The sequence below is a fragment of the Paenalcaligenes niemegkensis genome, from assembly GCF_022230885.1.
Lineage (GTDB): Bacteria > Pseudomonadota > Gammaproteobacteria > Burkholderiales > Burkholderiaceae_B > Paenalcaligenes > Paenalcaligenes niemegkensis.
The window spans coordinates 1,702,163-1,719,899 of sequence record NZ_JAKGCT010000004.1 but is presented as its reverse complement, the minus strand read 5'-3'; the positions used below and the strand labels follow the sequence as shown (position 1 = coordinate 1,719,899).

Annotated in this window: 13 protein-coding genes and 5 pseudogenes; 17 read left to right on the top strand and 1 reads right to left on the bottom strand. The window is 58.3% G+C overall.

The annotated features are described in order from the left end of the window. The first annotated feature begins 186 nt into the window (after positions 1-186). The 3 genes and pseudogenes from L1889_RS12340 (at position 187) to L1889_RS12330 (ending at position 1,969) form a co-directional block, all read left to right on the top strand. Complete coding sequence (locus tag L1889_RS12340; protein WP_238665366.1) at positions 187-987, top strand: PFL_4669 family integrating conjugative element protein; 801 nt, start codon at positions 187-189, stop codon at positions 985-987. After that, positions 984-1,516 (top strand): annotated as a pseudogene (locus tag L1889_RS12335) (DUF3158 family protein). Before L1889_RS12340 ends, L1889_RS12335 begins: the two are co-directional and overlap by 4 nt. 51 nt (positions 1,517-1,567) lie before the next feature. Then, positions 1,568-1,969 carry a single-stranded DNA-binding protein gene (locus L1889_RS12330; RefSeq protein WP_238665365.1) on the top strand — a complete coding sequence of 134 codons (402 nt, stop codon included), beginning with the start codon at positions 1,568-1,570 and terminating at the stop codon, positions 1,967-1,969. Positions 1,970-2,034: 65 nt separating this feature from the next. Here the strand turns inward: L1889_RS12330 and L1889_RS12325 are convergent, their stop codons facing one another. Continuing rightward, positions 2,035-2,214: a hypothetical protein gene (locus L1889_RS12325; protein WP_238665364.1), complete on the bottom strand. Its 180-nt coding sequence runs from the start codon at positions 2,212-2,214 to the stop codon at positions 2,035-2,037. A 43-nt stretch (positions 2,215-2,257) separates the two neighbouring features. On the opposite strand from L1889_RS12325, the pseudogene L1889_RS12320 reads away from it, so the two are divergent. From L1889_RS12320 to L1889_RS12260, 14 genes and pseudogenes are all read left to right on the top strand, one after another. Further along, a pseudogene (locus L1889_RS12320) lies at positions 2,258-4,272 on the top strand (DNA topoisomerase III). 548 nt (positions 4,273-4,820) lie between these two features. Beyond that, entirely contained in the window at positions 4,821-6,293 is a 1,473-nt protein-coding gene (locus L1889_RS12315) for a DNA cytosine methyltransferase (RefSeq protein WP_238665363.1), read from the top strand. Positions 6,294-6,561: 268 nt separating this feature from the next. Next, positions 6,562-7,125 (top strand): hypothetical protein, encoded by a 564-nt coding sequence (locus L1889_RS12310; protein WP_238665362.1) that lies wholly within the window; start codon positions 6,562-6,564, stop codon positions 7,123-7,125. 201 nt (positions 7,126-7,326) lie between these two features. Then, positions 7,327-8,042 (top strand): annotated as a pseudogene (locus L1889_RS12305) (DUF5983 family protein). A gap of 285 nt (positions 8,043-8,327) precedes the next feature. Beyond that, positions 8,328-9,140, top strand: a complete 813-nt coding sequence (locus L1889_RS12300) for a GTPase (RefSeq protein ID WP_238665361.1) — start codon at positions 8,328-8,330, stop codon at positions 9,138-9,140. A gap of 363 nt (positions 9,141-9,503) precedes the next feature. After that, entirely contained in the window at positions 9,504-9,872 is a 369-nt protein-coding gene (locus tag L1889_RS19385) for a DUF3577 domain-containing protein (RefSeq protein ID WP_444329667.1), read from the top strand. A gap of 127 nt (positions 9,873-9,999) precedes the next feature. Next, a complete protein-coding gene (locus tag L1889_RS19380; protein WP_444329666.1) occupies positions 10,000-10,416 on the top strand; it encodes a DUF3577 domain-containing protein in 417 nt (138 codons plus the stop codon). 109 nt (positions 10,417-10,525) lie between these two features. After that, entirely contained in the window at positions 10,526-11,197 is a 672-nt protein-coding gene (locus L1889_RS12290; protein WP_238665931.1) for a DUF3275 family protein, read from the top strand. 96 nt (positions 11,198-11,293) lie between these two features. Next, positions 11,294-11,641, top strand: a complete 348-nt coding sequence (locus L1889_RS12285; protein ID WP_238665360.1) for a hypothetical protein — start codon at positions 11,294-11,296, stop codon at positions 11,639-11,641. Positions 11,642-11,750: 109 nt separating this feature from the next. Further along, entirely contained in the window at positions 11,751-12,092 is a 342-nt protein-coding gene (locus L1889_RS12280) for a hypothetical protein (protein WP_238665359.1), read from the top strand. A 166-nt stretch (positions 12,093-12,258) separates the two neighbouring features. Beyond that, a pseudogene (locus tag L1889_RS12275) lies at positions 12,259-12,917 on the top strand (hypothetical protein). Between the two features lie 73 nt (positions 12,918-12,990). After that, positions 12,991-14,100, top strand: coding sequence for a DUF6094 domain-containing protein (locus L1889_RS12270; RefSeq protein WP_238665358.1), 1,110 nt, complete (start codon positions 12,991-12,993; stop codon positions 14,098-14,100). A 144-nt stretch (positions 14,101-14,244) separates the two neighbouring features. Then, positions 14,245-14,556, top strand: a complete 312-nt coding sequence (locus tag L1889_RS12265) for a hypothetical protein (RefSeq protein WP_238665357.1) — start codon at positions 14,245-14,247, stop codon at positions 14,554-14,556. A gap of 103 nt (positions 14,557-14,659) precedes the next feature. Continuing rightward, positions 14,660-16,934: pseudogene (locus L1889_RS12260) on the top strand (DEAD/DEAH box helicase family protein). Positions 16,935-17,737 lie beyond the last annotated feature (803 nt).

Sequence of the window (17,737 nt, the reverse complement as noted above, 5' to 3'; positions counted from 1 at the left end):
TGTGAAAAGCCATCGCGTGTTGAGGATCGGAACACCATGGACGTTCTTGGAGCTATCCCCTGGGGATAATTCGCTGGCCAGTGCGACTACGGCGAAACTGGGATAAGCGCGTATCCATTTCTTGACTGACTGCCTTCTGGCTCATGCCGATGATGGTGCCTTACCCATTCACGACGAGTCGTCACTATGTCCAACGAACGAAATTCCTCCGAGTCCTTGCAGTTGAACCTCGGGTCTCTGCGCAGCGCCATGTCGCTCACGCTGCACACGCACCACGCCTCACGCATCTGGCACGGGCGTGCACCTGCCGAAGGTAAGCCGGCGATCGTCGGCCTAAACGGTTTTGTGTCGATTATGAACAAGCTCAAACGTGGCGCGGAGCAAGACGATCCGTATTCCGACTGGTGGATGCTGCGCATTGAAGACAAGCTCGAGCAAACCAAGACCACGCTTCAAACCCTGGGCGAGCAGGTCGATCAGGCCCTGACCAACGTGCCATCGGCGCTGAGCATTGGCGAGAACCTGAACGTACAGCCCGTTAAGCTGCCGCTCTTCGTTAACGCCCAATTGGGGTTTGCCGCCGTCTATCTACTGGCCGATTACGATGAGATCGCGCGCAAACTTATCCTGGCGCATCACACAGCACTGATCGATCGCCGCACACTGGAGCGCTGGCTCAATGAGGGTGCGCACGCACTGCGAAGCCTGTTCAGTCTGGCGCAGCAATACCGCTACTCGGGTACGCAGCGCGACGATTTCGCCGCGAAGAATGCCGCCGCGCGAGCCGCCATCGAGAAGTTCGGCGAATTGCCCGAGGATGTGCTGGAAGGTACGAGGCGCTCACGCTTTGCGCCACCGATCGTGCGCCGGGGCCAGCCGCTGAGTAGCCATGTCGAGCCCGATGCGAGCGATACGCCGTCTGTCGCGTCCGATGCTTCGCCCGACACGTTTGAGCCTGTTGCCACCGACGAGGACGAATCGGCATGAGCGATCACCACGACAGCGCACGCCGCCACTTCCAGGCGTTGCAACAGACGGACTTCCTGCGGCTGGAACACGCGGCCTATCTAAAAGGCCTTTTAAAACCTTTTAAAGGTAAGGGGGCTTTGGAGGATTGGGCCAACCAGTGCTTTGCACTACGCGACGACATGATAGGCCTGGCGCAGCGGCGGGTTCTGCCACAGACGAGCGGCTACCCCTTTCACCTGCTGGATGTGGAACTGGCCCAACAAAACACTGGCGCAGGCACGACCTTTTGCGCTGGCGCAAGCATGACCGTTCGGTCATGGGCGTGGCATTGTGGCAGGCGCTGATGGCCAGCGCCACCACGCCGGTCACGATGCTCGATGACCTGCACGCCATTGAGCAGCAGCGCATTGTGCTGAATATGCAGATCAGTCTTTTGCACACGCTTGGGCGCCAGGCTCGGGAATGCGCCAGCAAGTTGGCTCAGGCCGAAGACGTTTATGTGCGCCGGTTGCGATCTATGTCTGAGACAGACCGCGATCAGCGGTAATCCCAACCGCCTGCGCCAGAGCAGGCACCCCAAGCATCAGGAGATTGATCTATGAGTACGCATTTTTTCGGTGAAGGCAACATCGGTTCAGCCCCGGAGTATCGTGAGTTTCCCAACGGCAACGACGAACCTAGTCGCCTGCTGCGCCTTAACGTTTATTTTGACAATCCGGTGCCAAAGAAGGATGGCACCTTTGAGGACCGCGGTGGTTTCTGGGCTCCTGTCGAGCTGTGGCATCGCGATGCCGAGAGCTGGGCCAGCCTGTACCAGAAGGGCATGCGTGTGTTGGTGGAGGGGCGTACTGTTCGGGACGAATGGGAGGACGCCCAGGAAAACGAGCGCGTGACTTTCAAAATCGAAGCGCGGCGCGTGGGCATTTTGCCGTTTCGGCTGGAGGCGATCAAAGTCAGCGCCAAGCCAGCCAGTACTGAATCGGCTTCTGAGGACGAATAACTTCCGTTGTGTGGAGCAGCGGCATGTCGAGGTTGCTGCTCCTTTTTTAACGTCATGCGATGCAATTATCCCCAGGGGATAGCTCCACTGACGTCCACTGTGTTCCACGCGGCCTCCCAATCTGGACGCAACTGTTCCAGACCCTCCCGATTCGGCCTGATCCTTTCGCGCGTCGGTGAGCGCGCCGTTAAAGCGCTTGCACCATGTCCAACTTGTTTACTGCCCGAATCTGACGCTGCGTCCATGCTGTCTCCATTGGCAGTATCAACGAGATCCGGATGGAACAGCATGAGGCTATTTTTGTGCGAGAAGCCCTCCCAGGGCAAAGATATTGGCAAAGTGCTCGGTGCCACGCAGCGCGACAACGGTTGCCTCAAAGGCCCAGGCGTCATCGTGACCTGGTGCATTGGCCATTTGGTCGAGGCGGCACCGCCCGAAGCCTATGACGAGCAGCTTAAACGCTGGTCGATTGAGCAGTTGCCCATTATTCCCCAGCATTGGCGTGTCGAAGTCAAACCCAAGACCGCCACGCAATTCAAAGTCGTCAAGCAGTTGCTGGCACAAGCTACCGAGTTGGTGATCGCGACTGACGCCGATCGCGAAGGCGAAATGATCGCCCGCGAGATTATTGAACTGTGTGACTATCGCGGTCCGATCCAACGCCTTTGGCTGTCGGCCTTGAACGATGCGTCCATCCGCAAGGCATTGGCTGCGCTGAAGTCCTCGCCCGAAACATTGCCGATGTATCACTCGGCCTTGGCGCGCTCCCGTGCCGACTGGCTGGTGGGTATGAATCTGAGCCGACTTTTCACCCTGTTGGGCCGGAACGCTGGCTACGATGGTGTGCTGTCGGTGGGTCGGGTGCAAACGCCAACGTTAAAGCTGGTTGTCGATCGCGACCGGGAAATTTTCCGGTTTGTTTCCATCCCGTTCTGGGCCATCGATGTGGAGCTCTCTGCTACAGGGCAATCTTTCATCGCGCAGTGGCTGGCCCCGAAGCCTGCACCGACGAGGCGGGCAGATGTTTGCGGGAGTCCGTGGCTCAGCAGGCGGCGCAGCAATTACGTGCAAACGGTGCCGCCCAGGTCGTGTCCGTCGAAACCGAACGGATGCGCGAAGGTCCGCCACTGCCGTTTGATCTGGGCACACTACAGGAAATCTGTTCCAAGCAATTGGGCTTGGATGTGCAGGAAACCCTGGATATCGCTCAGGCGCTATACGAAACACATAAGGCCACTACCTATCCACGCTCGGATTCGGGCTACCTGCCCGAGAGCATGCTGACCGATGTGCCTGCCGTGCTCGACAGTTTGCTCAAAACCGACCCTGCGCTGCAGCCTGTCATGGGGCAGCTTGATCGCACACAGCGCTCGCGTGCCTGGAACGATAGCAAGGTAACGGCCCACCATGGCATCATCCCCACGCTGGAACCCACGAACCTCTCGGCCATGAGCGAGAAGGAGCTGTCTGTTTATCGCCTGATCCGTGCGCACTACCTGGCGCAGTTTCTACCCCATCACGAGTTTGACCGCACCATTGCGCGGTTTTCATGCGCAGGCCAACATCTTCAAGCCGTAGGCAAACAGATCGTCATCCCTGGATGGCGGCTGGTGCTGGCCGAGCAGCAACCGGAGGATGCCGACGATGACACCGCCACGCGCAGTCAAGTGCTGCCCGCACTGAAGCAAGGTTTGTCCTGCCAGGTGACCGGTGTCGATCTCAAAGTGCTCAAGACATTGCCTCCCCGGCCCTTCACCCAAGGTGAATTGGTCAAGGCCATGAAAAGTGTCGCGAAGCTTGTGTCCGATCCACGCCTGAAGCAGAAACTGAAGGACACGGTGGGTATCGGCACCGAGGCGACTCGCGCCAACATTATTAACGGCCTGCTGACACGTGGCTATCTGCTCAAGAAAGGCCGGGCAGTCCGCGCATCGGAGGCGGCCGGCAGACTCATTGATGCCGTGCCTACAGCGATTGTCGATCCCGGCACCACGGCGGTTTGGGAGCAAGCGCTGGATATGATCGAGGCGGGCCAGCTTACCCATGAGGTCTTCATCGACAAGCAGTCGGCCTGGATTGCGCAGATCATCGCCCAATACCAGGGCACCGCCTTATCAATCAAGGTGCCCCAAGGCCCGCCGTGCCCGCTGTGTACGTCGGCCATGCGCCAACGCTCAGGCAAGAATGGCCCTTTCTGGTCATGTTCGCGCTATCCCGATTGCAAAGGCACGTTGCCGGTTGAATCGACCAACGCCAAGCGCAGCGCGCCGCGTAAGCGCCGCAGCGCACCCAAGGCATCCTAAGATGCCCAATACCCCCTGTGCCATGCAGGCCGATCCGGTTGTATGGCATTAACCCCGCAGCTTTGCGGGATTCCCAGTGCGCCACTCCTTCTATGACCGTGTGCGTGCCTCGCCACGCCGAAGACGGCTGCCGAGGCCAGAAGGGTGCTTTTACTTGAAACGCTTCCATGCGCTTTCCCTTGATCGTTGATCGTCCCGTCGGCACCGATGGGTCCCCTGGTACTTTGCCGTCGCGTCACCCTGCGAGGCACCAGGAGACCTTTCAGGGTTAACGGTAATCGGTGCCGGTGCCCGCCGGTGAAACACCGGGCTCCCTTTGTGCGCGGATGTGCGCCAGACAATGCCGGCCCCAACCACGACATGGGCCGGGTGTGATTGCTGTGACAGCGGACGGTTCTAGCGACAACCGTGAGCCTGGATCAGCCCACGGGTGGTGACTTCCTCCCGCGCCGAAGGCTTATGGGTCTTCGGCACCTTTCTCCTGCTTTACCACTACCTTCCGGCCCGGCCGATGTCGGTTATGGCCCCTACGAACAGGAGAGACCCCAATGCACCCTCAGCCTACCCACACAATATTGCAATACGGCAGCGTCTGCAGCGGTATTGAAGCCGTGAGTCTCGCGTGGCAACCCCAAGGTCTGCAAGCCGCGTGGTTTTCAGAGATTGAACCGTTCCCGCGCGCTGTACTCGCTCATCACTACCCCGACGTGCCCAACCTGGGCGATATGACACAGATCGCCACGCAGGTACGGGACGGTCAGGTCGTCGCGCCAGACATTCTCGTGGGCGGTACCCCTTGCCAATCGTTCAGCATCGCCGGTGCACGCCAGGGGATGTCCGACCCACGCGGCGCCTTAACCCTCAAATATGTGGAGCTTGCCAATGTCATCGACCAAACCCGCCAACAAAATCAACGCCCACCCGCCACGATCATCTGGGAAAACGTCCCGGGCGTCCTTAGCGACCGTTCCAACGCCTTTGGCTGCCTGTTGGGCGCACTGGCCGGCGAAAGCCGTGCGCTCGAACCGCCAGGGGAGAAATGGACGCACGCAGGTTACGTGTCTGGCCCCCAACGCCGTCTCGCCTGGCGTGTGCTTGACGCTCAACATTTCGGTCTCGCCCAACGCCGCAAGCGCGTGTTTCTTGTGGCAAGTGGTCGAGATGACGTCGATCCCGCCGAAGTACTATTTGAGCGCGACGGCTTGTACGGGGATTCTTCGCAGGGCTTTGCGCCGTGGCAAGACCTTGCCTGCACTGCTGGAGCAAGCACTGCATCACCAAGCGACTATGCCGGACTGAACCCGGCGCATGGCAAGGTCCAGGTTACGTTTGGCTTTGGCGGTGGCAACACCTCAGGGCCGATTGGTGTTGCCGCCTGCCTGACCGCCGCACCTGGTGCCAAGAACGACTTTGAAGTCGAAACCTTCGTGGTGCAGTCTGTGGCTGGCAATATTAGCCACACGTTGGGTACGTCCACGGGCAACAGCGAGGACGGCACGGGCAGGGGCGTGCCCATTATCACCTCCGGTGCGCCGAAGGCATTGGCTTTCGCACAGAACTCTCGCGGCGAGTTACGCCTGGAGTCCGGTCACGGGCAGATCGCCGGTGCGCTTTCTACGGGTGGTGGTAAACCTGGACAGGGATTGCCCGTGGTGTTCAGCGTGGCGTTACGCGGTCGCGAACACGGTATTGCCGCCGAATTGGGCGGTCCCCTCGCACCGGCGCTGCGTGCCAGCACTGGCGGCGGTGACAAAAGCCACGTACTGACCCCCGACTATGAAGCCTGCTTCCAATACACAGGAAGAAAACCAAGTCTCAGCGACTGGTCTCAGTGGCGGGTGCGACGGCTGATGCCGGTCGAGTGTGAGCGGTTGCAAGGCATGCCGGATGACTACACCCAAGTGCCTTATCGCGGCAAGCTCGCAGCCGACGCCCCGCGTTACAAAGCGATCGGAAATTCCATGGCCGTACCGTGTGTCACGTGGTTGGGGCAGCGCCTGATCCAGCTCCTAAATAAATAAAGAGGAGACGCCTGCCGCGTATTGATGCGCGACTTACTGGCCCGGTAAGGTCACGCTCTAGTCCTGACTTGTTGAAACTTCAGCAACGCCAGCAGCCAGGGTTTGCAGGCTGCCGTGGGACTTCCCCACGCAACCCGCCAGTTCGCACTCGCATCGCACCGGCGAACGTTGCCCACGCGGGCATTGATGCCTCTTTCTCCAACCTACTGAGTAAGTGTCTCTTCTCACCAGGGGCGTGCCATCACTCGACCCCATCATAGGAATCTCCATGGAAACCATCATTAAGCAAGACCGTATTGCATTGAAAAACCTCAAAGTGGCGCAGTTCGCCAGCGAAGAGACGCTGTGCTTCACCGCCACCGTGCTGTTCGACGGTGTCGCCATTGCCCAAGCACGCAACGACGGGCGTGGGGGTTCGACCTTCCTGCATGCCCTGGAAGGCAAGGCCGCGCAATTGACTGAAGCCCGACAATTTGCCAAAGGTCTGCCAGCGGCCCGGTTCGAAGGAGGTATCACCGGTCAGGACGACGCTCCCCTCATCATCGACATGACGCTGGATTTTCTCGTCGACCAGCTGGCCGAGACCCAGCATACCGATCGCAAGCTGCGCACTGCGTTCACCCGCGACATCGGCAACAAGGTGTTGTTCATCAAGAACGATAGGCTGCTCTTTTTGAAGGGCGTCAAGCTCAAGACAATCGTAGACCGACCTGCTTATTTCAAAGCCCTGCGCACACGGCAGTCTCTGCCCATCATCATCCTCGCTGAATTGCCGCCAGCCGAGGCATTCGCTTTATGGAAGCGCTATGCCTTGGGCGATCACCCGTCCTAACCCCCTTGCAGCATGCACTGCGCAACCATCGCGTGCGTAACCGCATGTAGGGTGGTGTAGCGAGGCGAAGGGCGACACCACCGACTTTCGCGATTGATTAATTCACGACGCGACCTGAGCCGTCGCTATTTATGTTTCACCTACCGGGGTTCAATTCCCGGCAGGGGATTGGCCTCGCCTATCCTCTGCTGGAGAAATCCCATGTCCATGATCGAGAACCCTTTCATGCGCGGCTATCAGAACCTGCGCATTATCCGAACGTTGCTCATCACCTACGAGGAAGACTGCCCCCAGTTTGGCGGCCGTTGCATGCCAGTCAGGCGCATCTTCCCGATGATGAGGTCGCCTTGTTTCCTTGCCTGATTGGCCAGGATTTCGCGCTCATCACCGAGGGCCAGGAAGTGCCCGAAGAGCTGGAAGCACCGTGCCAGGCCGAAGGCATCGTACGCACGGTAGTCTACGCCATCGTCGCAGACGATTTCGATGGCCAGCCAGTGCAGGTGGGCGACATCTACTCTGAAGAAGCCGCCCGCGAGGTGGTGCGCCGCCTGAAATTCGAGACCGGCGTCTACAGCCGCGCCTGGGAAATCAGCACAGCCCACATCACAGAAGAGTCGGGACGTTACTTGCGTGATTTGGCCGATATTGCCACGCCGACCGGCTTCATGTTCATCGCTTTTCGGGTGCCGTACAGCCCGGCCATAGGCGTCAAGCTGATCGCCACCCCGTGGACGGATGCGCATCTGCAGAATCTCGACGGCATTACCGCCGAGCAACTGCGCCAGGAGCATCTGTCCAAAGGCATGCCAGAAGATCTGATGCGGGTGCTGCATTTGGCGGCCAGCGCCGACGTACGTATCCTAATTATTGACGCTGACGCGCCGGAACTGGACGGTCTCCCAATCTATGAAATGTAGGTTTTCCCAATCGCCCCTTACCCAGGGGCTTCTTTTTCTTGCATTGCTGGAAAACGGATAAACACCACATCTGTTTCATGGCAGACGGTATGGCGTCACTGCGCCATCCTCGGAGCATGTTCGCTGGCGTAGCCGGCAGCATCCCAGGCAGTCCAGGCCGTCAAGACTGCGGCGAATCCATCGTTCGCTGGCTGACCTCATCTCTGGACGATCATCGTCCATTCCACCCCCACGGGATCTTTCATCCCTATGGGGAGGAGGGGTTCCGTTTTCTCGGAGTCCATCATGGATCATCAAACCATTCGTCAAAAAATGCCTTCCCTGGTTGCCGGCCATGTGCCAAGCAACGCACGATCCTTTCAGTTCAACATCTTCGACGGGACACCGAAGGAGAACATGCTGGGCTTTCGCATTGACCCGTCGCCCTTTGAGGGCAAAGTCATCGCTACCACTGAGAACGCCGTCGTCATCAAGATCGGACGAACGAAGTTTGCCGTTCTGGATCGCACGCTCATCACCGAAGTTCCCGTAGAGGGTGCCAAGGTCGAGGTCATATCGTATGCGCGCCGTCGCTTCGACGGTCAACGTGCCGATACGCCTGAAGAGATCATCGAACAAACCGCAGACGGTACTCCCTACACGGTAAAGCGCATGATTCTCGGCGCAGCGCCGGCCAAACTTCCTGTTGCGCCGCCGCAGTGTCTGGAATTGCAACAACTTATCGAGCAACTAGAGGAAATGCCTGCCCCTGACGGGCATCGGCGCATCGCTCATATGCTGGTGGACGCTCAGGCGCGTGACTTCGAACTCGTTGATCCCACGCCTGCAGACATCATCCGGACACCGCCCACAGTAAGCTTCACGGTCGAAACCGCGAAGTTCTCGGGGCGTGTCAGCGTGATCTATCTGCGTGCCGACGATGCGTATGCGGTGGCGCTGCATCGCGACGATGAGCAGGTCGAGCGCCGAGACGACGTTTATTTCGACATGCTGGGGGAGACCTTGGTCGATCTGATTGATGACGGTACCTGGCGCCGCATTCGTGTTCATACCTTGCAAAATCCAGCCCGCAGCAAGAAAGCGCTTTCCTCTACCTAACTAACCTAGTCCCATCTCAGCCCCCGACCGACCATCGGGGGCTTGTTTTTGGTGATTCCATTTGTTGTGGCTTATACGGTCCGGTGCGATCACCCATTGTTGGTGGCGTATCAGCAGGCATGGTGCAACCCTTGACCCATGATTGCTGACGTTGTCAGCGACATGCCAAGCAACCATTGGCCTTTAAGGTTGCGGCGCGACACCTGTCGCGTGGCCACACCAGTTCGCACCGCATCCTTGCGCGAACGACTGCCCGTTTTTTCTGGCGGTGATGCAACTGCCTTTCTCAACCCATCGCGGGGTTACGCACCTGCCGCTTTGGGCATGGTGTGTCTTCCGCTTCTTATCCAATGGAGATTCACCATGAACCAAGCTTCTTCCAATACGAAGTCCTACTTTGATCTGCATACCTCTGGTATTGGTTATCTACAGCGCGTCCGGATGGTACCGGTGCGAGGCGGGCGTCGTGCCGAGTCTTTCCTTGCATGTACCGTCGCCGCGCTGGTCGGTCCTGCCAAGGACTCGACGCTGCGCTATTTCGACCTCAAAGTCTCTGGCGCTGATGCCAAGACACTGGTGCAGCGTTACGTCGGTGTCGATGATCCGAAACAGCGGCCCCTGATCCGCTTTCGGATCGGCGACCTCTGGGGCGACCCCTATATTCGTCCCAGCGGCGAACGCAAGGGGAGCCTGCCGGAAGCCTTAAAGGCCGACTGCTCAAAGTCGAGCTGATTGATCGTGCCGAACTGGCTCAAATCGAACAGCATGAACTGATCACCCGTGGTATCGGTTATCTCAACAGGCCCAAGGACGTCTCCCCAAGAATGGCGACCCATTCCTTTCATGCTCCATTGGCGCCTTGGCTGGGCCGGTCGATGAACCCGAATACCGGTACATCGATACCATCGTCACCAACGCCGATGCCCAGCACCTGGTGCGTCGCTGCGTAGAGGCTGTTCAGGCCGAACGCAAAGTACTGGTTGCCTTCCGTCTTAACGACATGAAGACCGATCCGTACCTTCGTACCAAGGGCGATCGCGCAGGCGAAGTCGCCTTGTCCTTGAAGTCCAACCTGATTCACATCAGCCTGATCAAGGTCGATGGTCAGCAGGTTTATCCGGCTGCGGACCAGGTGCCCGTATCCGACGACGCTTCGGCGGCAGAGGACACCGGCCCTGCACGTGGCAGCGACGACTCAACACCCTCTGAACTCGCTCAATTCGATAGGGAGCAGCCGCCTCAGACCGACGAGCCAGCAATGGCAACGTCGTTCTGACCTGACTCACTCGGCCCCACCCCAGGGATTTGTTCATTCTTCCCCTATGGCCCGCAACCGCCCCGTGTGGTTGTGGGCATTTGCACATTCATCACTCAGGAGGTGCCTCATGGCTCCCACGGCAGCACACTCATCCACATCGCCCATCATCGTTTCAGGCCAGCTCACGCTACGCACGATCCGGGGCCGCAACGGCCCATTTACGGTCGGTCGCCTCACTACACACCTTGGTGTGTTTGAGGTCAAAGACGCGGAACTGGAACAGTACCCCGAAGGTAAATACGATGGGGAGTTCGTCATCAGATACATCTACCCGAGGGCCTACCCAACAGGTGGCGGGATGCGTTTTGAGATCCGCGCCAACCTGGACGGAATGACGCTTTCAGGGCTGGACAAACTGAGCCGCGACGATGCCACGGGCTTCGCCGCACAGGAAGTTGATCCGCTCGACGAGGAGCTGGGCACGCCATTGACAGCATCACCAGCCTCTACGTCTAAAGCGGTAGACGCTGCCGTACAGGCATCGGCAGACCCATTGATCGATACCACGCCGTTTGGCGTGGACACGCCATCGGCGGCTATTGCTGCTGCGGGTGGTCCTGACAGCGACGATGCGGCCCTGTTCGGTCTGTTGTGGCCGCTGGAGGATTCCATCAAATTGGATTCGACCATTGACCGGCGCACGCTACGTGCACAGATTGCACGGCTGGGTGCGCTGGGCTATGCGCTGGACTTCAAGGCGCAGGAGTGGAGCCGCGAGGCAGAACTGCAACCTGCGTAATCATAGGCGCCGCAGCCGCGGTGTGAGTTCTTCACCCGCCAGGGTTCTTTCCTCCGCGTGGGCGAGGGCTCCGGTTTTTTTCTGGAGGTTTCCATCATGTCAACAATCGCTTGCGATACCCCTTCACAACCCATCGGGGATACCCGCTCTGCGCTGGATGAGCCAGCGTGGCGGACTATCTGCAAGGCGATCGCTACAGACGCCATGAAGGGTTGCGGACTGTCTCATGAATACTACGTTGAACGCCTCAGTTCGGCGATCGATACACAAGTTCCTCAATTGCCCGAGTCCCACCGCGTGCGGGCTCTGCAAATAGCACAGGAATGGGACTACGCAACACCTGCCCAGAGGCAGGAAACCCAGGACTGGAATGCTGAACACGGCTATTGCACGCATGGGATCGAGTTGGGTTATTGCCCGGCCGGTTGCGATACGGACCACTAATACTAAGAGCTGGCACTTCACTTCATCGCCGCTCACACGGCTTTTTAACTACCCGCCGGGGCGATCCCGATGGGGAGGCTCCCGGCCATTTCAATCGAGGAGCTTCATCATGAGTCGGCACTACTTCGACACATTTCACAAGGGATTTCCCATCACCGTCCTACTCGGCTGGGACCGGCCAATGGATTACTTCTTCTTGGTCGTCGAGAAGCCAGCTGAGTTGATCGATAACACCATGAAGGTCGAGAGCGACGACTTCTTGTATAGCAATCTGCACGAAAGCGACCCGTTCAACCATGGCCTGGACTACTACCGTGGAGTTCTGCGTCATTTTCAGATTCTCGTGCCCGAGAGCATGTTCATTCAGGTCCAACGTGACCGCGAAAGCTATACCGGTAACCGCGTCGCCAAGCATCAGGCTGACGGTTCGTTTACCGAACGAGAGCTCTGAATTTGTATGTGGATCGATCATTTATACCGGTTCGTCTTCCCGGCGATGCGCTGTAATTCGACTAGCGGCTAGGAAGCTCAATCCGAGTAAACCGCGTTTATTCATCCCTTATGGGGCAGTTACTGCCCTTGGGGGCGGTGCTGTCTCCTTTCTTGAGGACACCACTATGCTCCCATCCTCTCATCAAACTCCCGTGCTGTACCGCATCGACGAATGCAGCGACCTGATGGCCGATGCGTGCGTTTGCAACGAGCAAGGCGAGTTTATTTTTCTTTCCGTCTGGGCACGCGATACCGCGATCCAGCAATTCATCGCTCGCCTGACCCTGGGCCGCGCCGAAGATGGGCTGGATCAATTCCATCTTATCACCGACCAAGGGGCTCTGTCCCGGTCTCGGTCGGCGCCGTTGATCGTCTGGAAAAGCGTCTCACCCGGGCTTATCGTCGCACGTTGTTCGGTTCAATGACCAACCTTTGGTTGTTCGACCGACGATGCACCCAACCTGAGAAGAGTACGGCCAGCGCTCTCGCGTTGCTACCACGCTCAGCCAACGATCCCACCGCTCGACTGTGGCGCTTGGTCAAAGACACGTGCCCGCTGCCCCTTCTGGAGCACTGGCAAGCACCCGTGCTGGCGCTGCTACGCGATCGGGAAATGCTCAAGGCATTGCCAATGGCGCTCGGACCGTTGCAGGGCTTTCGTTTGGGGTTGGACGTACCACTTCTCACCGACGCACTGGGCGAACTCATACGCCAGGACGTGCTCACCGCCTATTCGGCGCCGCTATCGGCAGCGACCGATCTGCCACTGGAAGCGGTGGCCTGACGCTTTTACCCGCGGATGCGCGCTGTTCGCGCGTATCCGCATTCACTCATCCCCGCCACACAGGAGCTTTCTTATGGCCCTCATGTTCCCCCGGCTCGCTCGGAATTTTGCCAAAAACGGCTACTACCCGACCGATGAAGCCACGCTTGAACGAACTCTCAACGCCCTCGCGCCCAGTGATGGACCGATGTGCATTCTTGATCCTTGCGCTGGCGAAGGCGTCGCCATCGCCGAAGCGGCGCATGCCCTCGGGCGTGAGCACGTCACCGCCTACGCGGTCGAGTACGACCAGGAACGGGCAGACCATGCTCGCCGACTGGTTGATCGCTGCATTCATGGCGATCTGCTGGACACTCTGATCGCACGCCAGAGCTTCGGTTTGCTGTGGCTCAATCCTCCGTACGGTGATCTCGCCCGGGACGCCAATGGCAACATGGGCTATGAAGGCCGAGGCCGCACACGGCTCGAGAAGTTGTTCTATCAAAAAACACTGCCGCAGTTGCAATACGGCGGTGTTCTGGTTTTCATCATCCCGTTCTACGTCCTCGATCAGGAAATGGTTGGATGGCTGACACGACACTTTACCGATCTGAGCGTCTACCGTGCGGTGGACACACAGTTCAAACAGGTCGTCGTGTTCGGGCGTCGCGTTCGTCAGCGTCAGCTGGCGGGTGATGACGTCAAGTCCATCCGTGCCCGGCTGCTACAGGTCGGCCAAGCTGAAATCGAAGCGCAGGAGCTGCCTGCTGTGTGGACTGCGCTGCCCTACAGCATCCCAGCCGCACAGGCCGAGCCGGCGCATTTTTACCGGATCAGCATGGAACCGGCGCAGTTTGCCGAGGAAGTGCAGCGGTTGCAGGGGCTATGGCCATCGAGCGAGACCCATTTGGGCACCGCCCAACAATCCATGCGGCCTCCGGCACGCGGTTTATCTCACTGGCATTTGGCACTGGCCCTGGCGGCCGGCGCCATCTCAGGTGTTGTGCAGTCCAAAAGTGGTCGCACCCTGGCCGTCAAGGGCGACACCTACAAGCAGAAGGCTACGGCCACCGAGTATCGCGAACGCGATGATGGTTCCGTGGCCGAGACGCGCATCCTCACCGACAAGTTTGTGCCAGTCATTCGTGCATGGGACTTGACACCCGACTCAGCCACGTTGGGTCAGATTCTCACGATTCATTGATGTTCCTAGCAAGACCGTTGCTCAACAACCCGAGGAACAGTCTCTGATCTGACGGCACCGTATCACCGCTTTTATCCACCCACCGGGGTCATGTTGCCCCAATGGGCGTCATGGCGTCGGCTTTCTTTTTAAGGAGCTATCTCCATGACAACCGAAGCACTATTCATTAGCGTGGTTCCCAACATGCGCTTCTCGCCAGGCCAGTTGATTTGTACGGCCGGCGTTGACGAACTGGTCCAACAGGGCCAGCTCAACCCCAGTATGTACTTGCGCCGCCACCTTGGCGGCGATTGGGGTGATCTCAGTGAAGGGGATCGCGAACTAAACGATGCCGCGCTGGCATCGGGTGAGGATCGCCTGTTCTCGTCCTACCAGGTCGCACCCGACCTGAAACTTTGGATCATTACTGAATGGGATCGCAGCGTGACCACGCTGCTCCTGCCCAGCGAGTACTGATCCCACCTACGGCGGCCTACGGCCGCCATCTACCTTTTATCCCCTGGGGCATGTCACCGCCCCTTTGGGGGAGGTGCGTGCCCCATTTTTATGGAGTACCACCATGACTACTCAACTTGAAGCGACGGCTGTCGCAGAAACCATCCACGCCGACGAGCGGGCAGATGCCGCAGAGTCGGAATTGTCCCTCAGCTTGCAGGATTTCGTCGAGGAGTTCGGCGACGAACTGCTGGACAGCCTGAACCGGGCCAACCCGCCTGTCTATAACGGTACGCCCCGGCCCGAGCGTCAATTGGTGCTTGCAGGCCTCAAACGCCAGCTCTTTCCAGCTCAGGCCGAAGTTGTGCATGCGGCAGCGGAGTTATTGGTGAACCAAGGCGAACGCGCCGCGATCATCAATGGAGAGATGGGCACCGGCAAGACCATTGTCGGTATCGCGCTGGCGACAGTTCTTAATGCGGAAGGTTATCGCCGTACTTTGGTCCTGAGCCCGCCCCACCTGGTCTACAAGTGGCGCAGGGAAATTCTGGAAACCGTCGCAGGCGCCAAAGTATGGGTGCTCAATGGCCCCGATACCTTGCTCAAGCTCATCAAGCTGCGCGAGCAGATGAGTGAGGAGCCGACGGGCCAGGAGTTTTTCATTATCGGTCGCGTGCGTATGCGCATGGGTTTTTACTGGAAACCGGCATTTATGCGCAAACGAACCCTTCACGGCGAGGTTGGCGCCTGCCCGCATTGTGGGACAACAGTCACCGATCTGGATGGTGAGCCTATCTATGCCTTGGAACTGGAGGCCGAAGAAACGCGTCGCAAGTGCAGTGGCTGCAGCGCCGCACTCTGGACGTTGATGCGTCCTAGAACATTGTCCGGTAGTGACCAATCCTCAGCGGTGCTTCGCGCTTTAAAGCGTATCCCAACCATCGGTGAAGCCACTGCACAGAAACTGATGAAGATGTTCGGTGACAGCTTCCTGGCCTCAATGCTGGGAGACAATTTGCACAACTTCATCAACTTGATGGACGACCGGGGGAGTTGGTTTTTTCCGACCGGCAAGCGCAACGGATGGAACGCGCCATGTCCAGCATGGAGTTCGGTTTCGGTGAAGGCGGCTACCAGGCCTCCGAGTTCGTCAAACGCTACTTACCACAGGGCACGTTCGACTTGCTTATCGCTGACGAGGCGCATGAGTACAAGACGGGCGGCTCGGCCCAAGGCCAGGCGATGGGGGTCATCGCAGCTAAGGTCCGTAAGACGGTGCTGTTGACCGGCACGCTCATGGGCGGCTACGCGGACGACCTTTTTCATCTTCTATTTCGGGCATTGCCTGGGCGAATGATCGAAGACGGCTACCGTCCGAGCAGCAGCGGCAGCATGAGTTCGGCCGCGATGGCCTTCATGCGAGACCATGGCGTTCTCAAGGACATTCTCTCCGAGTCCGATGGGCCTGCCCACAAGACCGCCAAGGGCACCAAGGTAACAGTCCGAACGGTCAAAGCCCCAGGTTTTGGTCCGAAGGGCGTACTGCGTTGCATCCTGCCGTACACGATATTCCTAAAGCTTCGCGACATGGGGGGCATCCTGCCGCCGTATGACGAGGAGTTTCGGGAAGTCGAGATGGATGCCGAACAAGGCGATACCTACGGCAGTCTGGCTGCTAATCTGACTTCGGCCCTCAAAGAAGCCCTGCGCAAGCGGGATACCACGTTGCTGGGCGTTGTACTTAACGTGCTGCTGGCTTGGTCCGACTGCTGCTTTAGAGCGGAAACCGTTCGTCATCCGCGCACCCGTCAGGTGCTGGCTTTCACACCTGTTCAGTTTAACGAACTGGAAATCATGCCCAAAGAGCGGGAGTTGATCAACATCTGCCGCGAGGAAAATGCCGCAGGTCGCAAGACCCTGGTCTATTCCGTTTACACCGGCACGCGCGATACCACATCGCGTCTGAAGATGTTGCTGGAGCAGGAAGGTTTCAGGGTGGCGGTATTGCGCGCAAGCGTGGAAGCTAGCCGCCGAGAAGACTGGATTGCCGAGCAGCTGGATCGGGGCATCGATGTTCTCATCACCAACCCTGAGCTGGTCAAGACGGGGCTGGACCTTTGGAGTTCCCCACGATTGTGTTCATGCAATCGGGCTACAACGTGTACACCCTGCAGCAGGCCGCGCGCCGTTCATGGCGTATCGGTCAACAGCAAGCGGTACGCGTGATCTATCTGGGCTATGCAGCGACATCGCAGATGACATGCCTGTCCCTCATGGCCAAGAAGATCCTGGTCTCACAAAGCACGTCGGGAGACGTGCCAGAGTCTGGGCTCGATGTGCTGAATCCGGACGGTGATTCCGTCGAAGTAGCATTGGCCAGGCAGCTTGTTGCGGCCTGATTTTTCTTTATCGGCGGCCCACTCGGGCCGCCACTATTTTTAGTACAGCTTTTTTTCCGCATTTCTTCTTCCTCACGTAATTGACGATCCAACGGTGGGAAGTAAATCTCATCCGGCTTATAGGGAGGGAACCAAGCCCATTTGAGCATGAACAAACCGGAAAGCAGTACGACAGTTAGAACTAATAGCGCATAGTCTCCCAAGAATGGCCATAGGCCGCTGATTACGCCAATGCTGCCTTGCCACTGATGAGCTATCACCCAGTCTGCCAATGCTGCCAGGAGCGCCGTTGCTGTCAATTCCCCATCTCGTATCCTTGAACGCCTAATAGCTTCTTTTCGCTGTCTCTCTGCTTTATATAACTGATATAGAAACTCGTCTCGTTCTGACAGAGCTAAGTCACGGAACTTGTATATGGGCACATTTCCTAGGCCGCGCCGATAGGATGCCTCTGACGGCGTTAATATGTGAAAGCTGGGAACAAGGTCCCATAATGCAAAAACGAGTTGCTGCAAGAACGTCAGGATCACGGGCATCACGATTGCGACAATTGTGCTGAAGCTGACGACGGTAAGTGCGATCCAGCCTACGTCGCTTAGAAGAGCCTTATCTTCGGGCAACCACTGCCACAGCCCTCTTTCAGTGCGCATTATCATGGCCATGTCCAGAAACAGGACAAGGCAGATCAGTCGTAATGCCCATTGAGCGTCCCATGATCGGTCCAGTACACCAAGTCCTTTTTCCAACGTGGTTGAGGAGCTGTTCGTTCGATCTGGTTCGTTTTTCCCCATTTTAAATATCCC

Bases quoted from the DNA above. Each gene is read 5' to 3' on its own strand.
- L1889_RS12340 (WP_238665366.1), top strand. From the start codon at position 187: ATGTCCAACGAACGAAATTCCTCCGAGTCCTTGCAGTTGAACCTCGGG.
- L1889_RS12330 (WP_238665365.1), top strand. From the start codon at position 1,568: ATGAGTACGCATTTTTTCGGTGAAGGCAACATCGGTTCAGCCCCGGAG.
- L1889_RS12325 (WP_238665364.1), bottom strand. From the start codon at position 2,214: ATGGACGCAGCGTCAGATTCGGGCAGTAAACAAGTTGGACATGGTGCA.
- L1889_RS12315 (WP_238665363.1), top strand. From the start codon at position 4,821: ATGCACCCTCAGCCTACCCACACAATATTGCAATACGGCAGCGTCTGC.
- L1889_RS12310 (WP_238665362.1), top strand. From the start codon at position 6,562: ATGGAAACCATCATTAAGCAAGACCGTATTGCATTGAAAAACCTCAAA.
- L1889_RS12300 (WP_238665361.1), top strand. From the start codon at position 8,328: ATGGATCATCAAACCATTCGTCAAAAAATGCCTTCCCTGGTTGCCGGC.
- L1889_RS19385 (WP_444329667.1), top strand. From the start codon at position 9,504: ATGAACCAAGCTTCTTCCAATACGAAGTCCTACTTTGATCTGCATACC.
- L1889_RS12290 (WP_238665931.1), top strand. From the start codon at position 10,526: ATGGCTCCCACGGCAGCACACTCATCCACATCGCCCATCATCGTTTCA.
- L1889_RS12285 (WP_238665360.1), top strand. From the start codon at position 11,294: ATGTCAACAATCGCTTGCGATACCCCTTCACAACCCATCGGGGATACC.
- L1889_RS12280 (WP_238665359.1), top strand. From the start codon at position 11,751: ATGAGTCGGCACTACTTCGACACATTTCACAAGGGATTTCCCATCACC.
- L1889_RS12270 (WP_238665358.1), top strand. From the start codon at position 12,991: ATGGCCCTCATGTTCCCCCGGCTCGCTCGGAATTTTGCCAAAAACGGC.
- L1889_RS12265 (WP_238665357.1), top strand. From the start codon at position 14,245: ATGACAACCGAAGCACTATTCATTAGCGTGGTTCCCAACATGCGCTTC.